This is a genomic window from Candidatus Phytoplasma pruni, from assembly GCF_013391955.1.
Lineage (GTDB): Bacteria > Bacillota_I > Bacilli_A > Acholeplasmatales > Acholeplasmataceae > Phytoplasma.
In genome coordinates, this window is the sequence record NZ_JABUOH010000012.1 from 1 (window position 1) to 8,033 (window position 8,033).

The following is an 8,033-nucleotide window of genomic DNA, read 5'->3' on the forward strand; positions in this document are numbered from 1 at the left end:
ACAAGTGTTGAGCAAAAGAAAGAGCAAATATATGAGATTTTAATCCATGCGGCGCATTTTTTTGCCCTCATTTACAAGAACCATCTTACCATATCAAAAAACCCAATATAAGTCCTAAAATAAAAAAAAGATACTATAAAAGTATCTTTTTTGGTATCAATAAAATTATTTTTTCAATAAAGCAAACATTCTTTGTTTATAAACTTCTACACCTGGTTGGTTGAAAGGATTAATGCCTAAAAGAGAACCAGACATAGCACAAGCTTTTTCAAAGAAATAAACTAAATAACCAAAGTTATATTCGTCTAATTGAGGCACAGTCAATTCTAAATTTGGTACCTGTCCTTCAATATGAGCTTGTTTAGTCGCTGTTTTAATTTTTCGATTAATATCTGTATAATTTTGACCCGCTAGATAATTAAGACCATCTAATTCGTTCTCTACTTGAGGAATGACTAAATCTTGGTCAAAATGACCTACATTTAAAACTGTTTCAAAAAATAATTTACTTCCTTCTTGGATGAATTGTCCTAAAGAGTGAAGATCAGTAGAGTTATTAATAGCTCCCACAAAAAGACCTTTTTCGTCTTTACCTTCGGATTCAGCAAACAATTGTTTCCACCATTCGGAAAAGCCTAATAAATGCGGTTCATAACTAACTAATAATTCCATTTTTTTTTCTAATTTAGTGTGCAAAAGATAACGGGCTGCGGCGTATTGATACGCTTCATTTTGATTTAAATCATCAGATGCAAAATCTACATAAGCTTGATGAGCTCCTTTTAACATAGCTTCTACATTTAAATTAGCAAAAATAAAAGGCAATAAACCTACAGCAGTTAAAACGCTGAATCTTCCGCCAACATTGTCAGGAACTACAAATTTTTCGTAACCTTCTTGGTTAGCTATATTTAATAAAACACCTTTTTTACCGTCTGTAGTAGCAAAAACACGTCTTTTAGCTTCTTCTTTGCCGTACTTTTCTTCTATTTCTTTTTTCAAGACTCTAAAAGCTAAAGCGGGCTCTAAAGTAGTACCAGATTTAGAAATAACATTCATCGCCCAATTTTTATCTTTTAAATAATGAGTCAAATTGGTTAAATAATTGCCTGACACTTGATGACCTGCGAATAAAACTTCCGGTTTAGTTTTTTGAAAAGGAGTTTGAAGAAGTTCTATTCCTGCTTTAGCGCCTAAATAAGAACCACCAATCCCTATCACTACTAAAACATCTAAATCAGGATGTTCTTGTTTTAATTTTTTTATTTTTTGAATTTCCTCAACGTTATCGTTTAAAGGTAAAGTTAACCATCCTAAAACAGTATCTTTTAATTCTTGATCTTCATGCAGTTTTTGATGAATTTTTTTAACTTGAGGAGCTAGTTTTTTACTTTCCTCATCCCAATTTAAAAAATTTTGGATTCCATCTAAATTTAAGTTTAAACTCATATCAACACTCCATAATTATCTTTTGATTATTGCAAATATATTTTGAAAAAAACTATTATTTTTTAATAAATAATAATTGACCTAAAAGAAAAATAAAGCATCTTTTAAGAGAAAATACAATATGTTTTATTTAGACTTGATAAAACATATTGTATTTTGGTTTTTTAGCAGTTTTGTTTATAGTTAAAAATTATAACAAGGTAGACATTTTGTGTAATAATCTTACTAATTGACTAACATAACTCATTTCGTTATCATACCAAGACATTAATTTGATAAATTTAGGTTTTGTTTGAAGAATTTGTAAAGTATTAGAGTCGTATAAAGAACCATAAGTAGTTCCTACAACATCAGAAGATACGATAGGATCTGTAACGTATCCTAAAGTTTCGTTAGCGTTTTTAGCAAAAACTTGGTTAACTTGTTCCGCTGTTACTTCTTGGTTTAATTCTACTGTAAGATCCACTAAAGAACCTGTTACAGTTGGAACTCTAACAGATGTACCATCTATTTTACCTTTTAATTCAGGCAATACTAAGCCAATAGCTTGTACTACTCCTGTAGAAGTAGGAACCATGTTAGAAGCTGCTGCTCTACCACGTCTAGCCCAAATACCTTTAGAATGGTTTTGGTCAATTAAAGTTTGGTCACTTGTGTAAGAGTGAACTGTTGTCATAAATGCTTGGTTAATACCGAAGTTATCGTTTAAAACTTTTGCAACAGGCGCTAAACAGTTAGTAGTACAAGAAGCTCCACTAACGATGTGATCATCTTTAGTTAAAACATTATCATTAACGTTGTAAACAACTGTTTTTAAATCGCCAGTAGCAGGTGCACTAATTAACACTTTTTTAGCTCCAGCTTGTAAGTGTAGATCTGCTTTTTCTTTACTAGCGAAAAAACCAGTACATTCTAAAACAACATCTACATCTAATTTGCCCCAAGGTAAATCTTTAGGATTTCTTTCTTGAAAAACAGGAATTTTTTTCCCGTCTACTACTAAATGATTGTCTTCATAAGAAACAGAATCTGTTTTGTAAGATCCTTGAGCAGTATCATATTTTAATAAATAAGCGATTGTTTCTAAATTAGATAAATCATTGATCCCAACAACTTCAAATTGAGGGTTAGCAAAAATGGAACGAAAAGCTAATTTTCCTATACGTCCAAAACCGTTAATGGCTACTTTTGTTTTTTTGTTCATAATTTTTTATACCTTTTTTCAATTATTTTTTCATAAATTTTTTTTATTCAATATTTTCGATACATTCCAACCCAAACATTGGTTTGCCTTCTAAATATTCTAAAAAGGCTCCTCCACCAGTAGAAATGTGGTTAAAATGACCGTCTAAACCAAATTTAAAGACGGCGGCTGCACTATCGCCACCGCCAATGATTGTAGTAGCTTTATCGTGCATTTGGCTTATTATTTGTGCTATTTCTTTAGTACCTTGAGCAAAATTATCAAATTCAAACACTCCTAAAGGGCCGTTCCAAACAATAGTTTTCGCTAAAACTAAATATTTTTTGAATAAAGCGACTGTTTTAGGACCGATATCTAAACCCATCACGTTATCAGCAATATTGTTAACATCCGAAACACTAACTTTAGTTTCGTTGGAAAATTCTTCGCCACAAACAACATCTGGACCTAAAACAATTTTCTTACCTTCTTCAGAACTTAATAATTCTTTCACTAAAGGTATTTCGTTTTCTTCTAGCAAACTTTTACCTACGTTATGACCTTGCGCTTTTAAGAAGGTAAAACTCATGCCGCCACCGATTAAAAGAAAATCCACTTTTTTCAAAAGATTACGAATGATTTTAATTTTATCAGATACTTTAGAACCACCTAAAACCGCTACTACTGGTCTTTGAGGTGTTTTGACGATTTTATGAAGAAAATTAATTTCTTTTTCTACTAAAAAACCGAAATATTTTTCTTCCATATTTTGAGCAATACCTACGTTAGAAGCATGACTACGATGAGAAGTTCCAAACGCATCATTCACGAAAACATCGCCTAAAGAAGCCCAATATTTTCCTAAATCAGCGTCATTTTTACTTTCTTTTTTGTTGTCTAAATCTTCAAAACGAGTATTTTCCACCATCAAGACTTCTCCAGGAAGAAGTTTTTCAATAGCTGTTTCTAAAATTTTCCCTCTTGTTTGAGGCACAAAATAAACTTTAGTATCCAAATGAGAAGATAAATTTTGCGCCACCACTTCAAGACTATATTTTTCTTTATCAGCTTCCGTTTTAACTCTGCCGAAATGAGAAAAAACAATCACTTTAGCGTCATTTTGAATTAAATGTTTTAAAGTAGGTAAAATAGCTTTAACTCTATTATCATCTGTAATACGTTTATTTTCTAAAGGAACATTTAAATCTGCTCGTAATAAAACTTTTTTATTTTTGACGTTAGCTGTAGAAAGAGTTTTTGTCATCATACCAAAAATACCCCTTTTTTCAAATCTTTTTTTAATTAATTTTTTGTTTTGCACTTTCATTATGGCTTTTTTTAATAAATTTAACAAAGATAACAGTTACCACTATTAAAACAATAATGTTACTTCCAGCCGTACTCCAACCGAATTGTTGATAATGATTGATTTCGGTTGTAAAGAATAATATACTTAATAGAGATATTCTCAATGAAACTCTTAATAGATTCATCCAGAAAGATACTTTAGCACTCTTATTGTAAGAAATAATGTAACCCATTATCATTGAAGCCCATACGGACGTGAAAAGTGATAATTGGTCGTAAAATAAAACCGTTTTAAACCCTTGTATTTCTTCCAGGGAAAAAGTTTCGGTTGGTTTGAAAAATTTTAATAATGTTTCGCCATACAATTGATTCACTAAAATACCGACTGCACCTAAAATAGTCGTAATCACGAAAACATTTTTAAAAATTTTCAGAGTTTTGCGGGAATCGCGATTGCTCGCTTCTTGTGAAACCATCACTGACTGTCCATCTTCAAAAGATTGCGATAAAGAGTAAACAATACCGTTAACTAGCGCTGCTAAACCGGCAATACCTAACAAACCGGGTTCATAAAATTTCGTTGTCAAAGTGTTAACCACTGATTTACCAGCTTCATAAGTAGCTTTACCAACCACTAATCCACCAGATAATTTAGCGAATTTTTTTAACACTTCCGAAGAGAATTTTAATTTTTTGAAATTTAATCTAGTATCGTTTTTCTTATTGAAGAACATGAAATAAAAAGCTATAAAAGTGATTAATAAATCAGAGAATAAAGTAGCTAATTGTAAATCAACAATATCAACTTGTCCTTCTGGTCTTAACCATTTATAACCAAAAGCAAAAAGCACTCTTGTGGAAATGTTTAAAATATTTAAGAAGAAAACAAAACGCGTTTTATTTTTAGCTCTTTCAATACCAATAAACACTACGTTAATAGTCATAAAAACGAAAGATATTAATTGAATGTTATAACATGAAGAACCACCCTCAGCGCGATGTTCAACAGGTAAAAAAAGGTCAAAATTAGGTATTATAGCACCAATATAGAATACAACGGCGATTAAAAGACTTAAAATAATGGAAAATAAAAAGGCTAAAGTGACGTATTCTTGAGCTTTTTCTTTATTATTTTTTTTATATTCTTGGGCTACTAAAATAACACCTGCGCCACCTAAACCCATCGCAATTGCTTGGAAAACTCTACCGATTTGTTTCATTAAAGTAATGGCTGAATTAACATTAATATTTTTCGTAGCAGCTCCCACAATAAAATAATCTACTGCGGATGTCAAATGTTTAAATATTAAATAAATAGCGACTGGAATAGAAATAACGATTAAATTTTTCCAAATCGAACCTTGAAAATGAGGTTGAGAACTGTCGTTGTTTAAATTTTTTTGTTTAACCTTTGTAGACACTTTTAAAATTTATCCTTTACTTCTTAGTTAAAAAATAACTAAATAACAATTTTTATTGAGTTATTTTGGCAAATACATCAAACAATTCGTCTTTTACATAGGGTTGATCAAAAATGCTTTTAAATTCAAGATGAGTTAATTTGTTGCCTTGAATACCGATACCACAATTATGAATATCTTGTTTTAACAATTCAACCGCATAACTACCCATTCTATTGGCTAAAATTAAATCTTCAGCCGTAGGAGCGCCGCCTCTTTGAATATGTCCTAAAACTTGAGCTCTTGTTTCAAAACCACTATATTTTTCTACTTCTTTAGCTAATTCATTAACTGCGAAAATATGTTCTGTCACTACTATAATAGCGTGTCTTTGGTTCTTTTCGTATAATGTTTTAACTTTATCAAAAATAGTTTGTTTATCTAAAGGGTTTTCACTTGTCACAATCATATCTGCTCCACCAGCAAGTCCGCCGTATAAAGCTAAATCGCCTTTGTGTCTTCCCATTACTTCAATAATGCTACATCTACGATGAGAAATAGAAGTATCACGTAATTTTTCAATCGCATCCACTACGTTATTTAAAGCTGTACTGAAACCAACTGTATAATCTGTAGCATTAACATCGTTATCTATCGTAGCAGGAATACCTACACATTTAATGCCTAATTCATCTAGTTTCATAGCTCCATGATAAGAACCATCTCCACCAATAACCACTAATTTAGTAATCCCTAAATTGGTTAAATTATTAGCACATACTTGACGAACTTTTAATTCGTTTTGAAAAGGTAAAAAACGTGAAGTACCTAAAAAAGTACCTGAAACGTTGATAATTCTGTCTAAAGAATCAGGAGTTAACAATTCTATTTGATTGTTGTATAAACCTAAATAACCGTCTTTTACGCCATAAACTTCATAATTTTGATTAGTTCCAGCCATAACGACTGCTCTAATAGCAGCGTTCATCCCCGGAGCATCTCCACCTGAAGTTAAAACAGCGATTTTTTCTAAATTTTGTTCATTTTTCATTATTAATATAACCTTTTTTCTTACAAATGTTATTTTAAAATTATGCTTTATTAACGGAACCAAATAAAGTTAATTTATGTTTTAATTCTTTTTTAATAGCTAAAAAGCCTGGATTTAATAATTTTCTTGGATCATAGCCTTTATTAACTAAATCTTTGCCTTCTTCAATATATTTACGTGTAGCTGCAGCGAAAACTAATTGAAATTCAGTATTAACATTGATTTTAACTACTCCTAAAGAAATAGCTTTTTTAATCATGTGTTCAGGAATACCAGTACCACCGTGAAGAACTAAAGGAACTTGTTCGTTAGTCAAAGATCTAATTTTAACAAAAACATCGAAATCTAGACCTTTCCAATTATCTGGATATTTACCGTGGACATTACCAATACCAGCAGCTAACATATCAATGCCTAAATCCGCTATTTGTTTACATTCGTTAGGGTCAGCGATTTCACCTTGTCCCACTACTCCATCTTCTTCTCCGCCGATACCACCTACTTCGGCTTCTAGTAAAACTGATTTTTCACGACATAGTTGAGTTATTTGACGAGTTTTTTCTAAATTTTCTTCAAAGGGATAATGACTTCCATCAAACATAACAGAAGTGAAACCAGCTTTAAGAGCTTCTTGAGCGCCTTCAAAAGAACCATGATCTAAATGAAGTATTACAGGAACACTAACATTATAAAAAGCATCTAATTCTTTTACCATAGCAACAACAGTTTTAAAACCTCCCATATATTTAGCAGCACCTTCTGATACTCCTAAAATAACCGGTGATTTTAATTCTTCTACAGTTTGTAAAGCGGCTTTAATCCATTCTAAATTATTAATATTTACTTGAGCGATTGCATAACCTTCTTGGTGAGCTTTTAAAATAACTTTTTTATCGGAAGTTAACACTGAAAAATCCTTTCTTAAATGTATTTTATGATATAACAACGCTTGAAAGGTGTTATATATAAAATTACACATTAAAACATAAATTTATTTATAAATGAATTATGATTGATAATTCAATTTATAAAACAATTTTTATATTATACATACATTTATTATATTAATACTTTTTTTAAAAAAAATAACAACAAAAAGCAAAAACAGCTTAAAGAGGAATATTTTCTCATGGGGAAAAATTGACTTTTTAAGCTTTTTTTATCTTTTATTTGGGGAGAATGGTGTTTTTTAATGGGAATGAAAAGATTGAGAAAAAGAGTGTTTTAGAAATGGAAAGATATTGTTATTTTTTAATCTGAAAAAGATGGTTCTGCTGATGTGTCAAAGGAAAAAACGCGCCTCAGATGTGGTTGATTCAAATGATGCAACCGAAACCAATTAAACAATTATTATTTCTCTCAGAAAAAAGGAGAAAAATGTAAAATTCATCCTGATAATCCTGATATGAGAATCAGAGGGTTTAAAAACAAAGCCGGACATAAATCTATTTTCCCGTAGAACATCCAAATAAATAAAATTCTCAAAAGGGCTTCATAAGTTAGGAAGAATACCACAATCAGGCAAATGAAAATAAATGTTAATTATTTTCAATCACCCATAATTACACACTTTACAACTTTTATTATAAAAAGACTCACTTTATGAAAGATTTTTTTCACTGCCCTTGCAAAAAAAAAAAAA

The 8,033-nt window shown here is 30.7% G+C and carries 6 protein-coding genes; all 6 read right to left on the reverse strand.

Annotated elements, in window-relative coordinates:
• Positions 1 to 165 precede the first annotated feature (165 nt).
• Complete coding sequence (locus HR065_RS00390; RefSeq protein WP_178733945.1) at positions 166 to 1,449, reverse strand: glucose-6-phosphate isomerase; 1,284 nt, start codon at positions 1,447 to 1,449, stop codon at positions 166 to 168.
• Positions 1,450 to 1,639: 190 nt separating this feature from the next.
• Entirely contained in the window at positions 1,640 to 2,653 is a 1,014-nt protein-coding gene (gene gap, locus HR065_RS00395) for a type I glyceraldehyde-3-phosphate dehydrogenase (RefSeq protein WP_178733946.1), read from the reverse strand.
• Between the two features lie 43 nt (positions 2,654 to 2,696).
• Positions 2,697 to 3,896: a phosphoglycerate kinase gene (locus HR065_RS00400; protein WP_178733950.1), complete on the reverse strand. Its 1,200-nt coding sequence runs from the start codon at positions 3,894 to 3,896 to the stop codon at positions 2,697 to 2,699.
• Between the two features lie 34 nt (positions 3,897 to 3,930).
• Positions 3,931 to 5,361, reverse strand: coding sequence for an MATE family efflux transporter (locus HR065_RS00405; RefSeq protein ID WP_178733947.1), 1,431 nt, complete (start codon positions 5,359 to 5,361; stop codon positions 3,931 to 3,933).
• A 52-nt stretch (positions 5,362 to 5,413) separates the two neighbouring features.
• Positions 5,414 to 6,391, reverse strand: coding sequence for a 6-phosphofructokinase (gene pfkA / locus HR065_RS00410; RefSeq protein WP_178733948.1), 978 nt, complete (start codon positions 6,389 to 6,391; stop codon positions 5,414 to 5,416).
• A 40-nt stretch (positions 6,392 to 6,431) separates the two neighbouring features.
• Complete coding sequence (gene fba, locus HR065_RS00415) at positions 6,432 to 7,298, reverse strand: class II fructose-1,6-bisphosphate aldolase (protein WP_178733949.1); 867 nt, start codon at positions 7,296 to 7,298, stop codon at positions 6,432 to 6,434.
• Positions 7,299 to 8,033: the final 735 nt, after the last annotated feature.

Bases quoted from the DNA above. Each gene is read 5' to 3' on its own strand.
- HR065_RS00390 (WP_178733945.1), bottom strand. From the start codon at position 1,449: ATGAGTTTAAACTTAAATTTAGATGGAATCCAAAATTTTTTAAATTGG.
- gap (WP_178733946.1), bottom strand. From the start codon at position 2,653: ATGAACAAAAAAACAAAAGTAGCCATTAACGGTTTTGGACGTATAGGA.
- HR065_RS00400 (WP_178733950.1), bottom strand. From the start codon at position 3,896: ATGACAAAAACTCTTTCTACAGCTAACGTCAAAAATAAAAAAGTTTTA.
- pfkA (WP_178733948.1), bottom strand. From the start codon at position 6,391: ATGAAAAATGAACAAAATTTAGAAAAAATCGCTGTTTTAACTTCAGGT.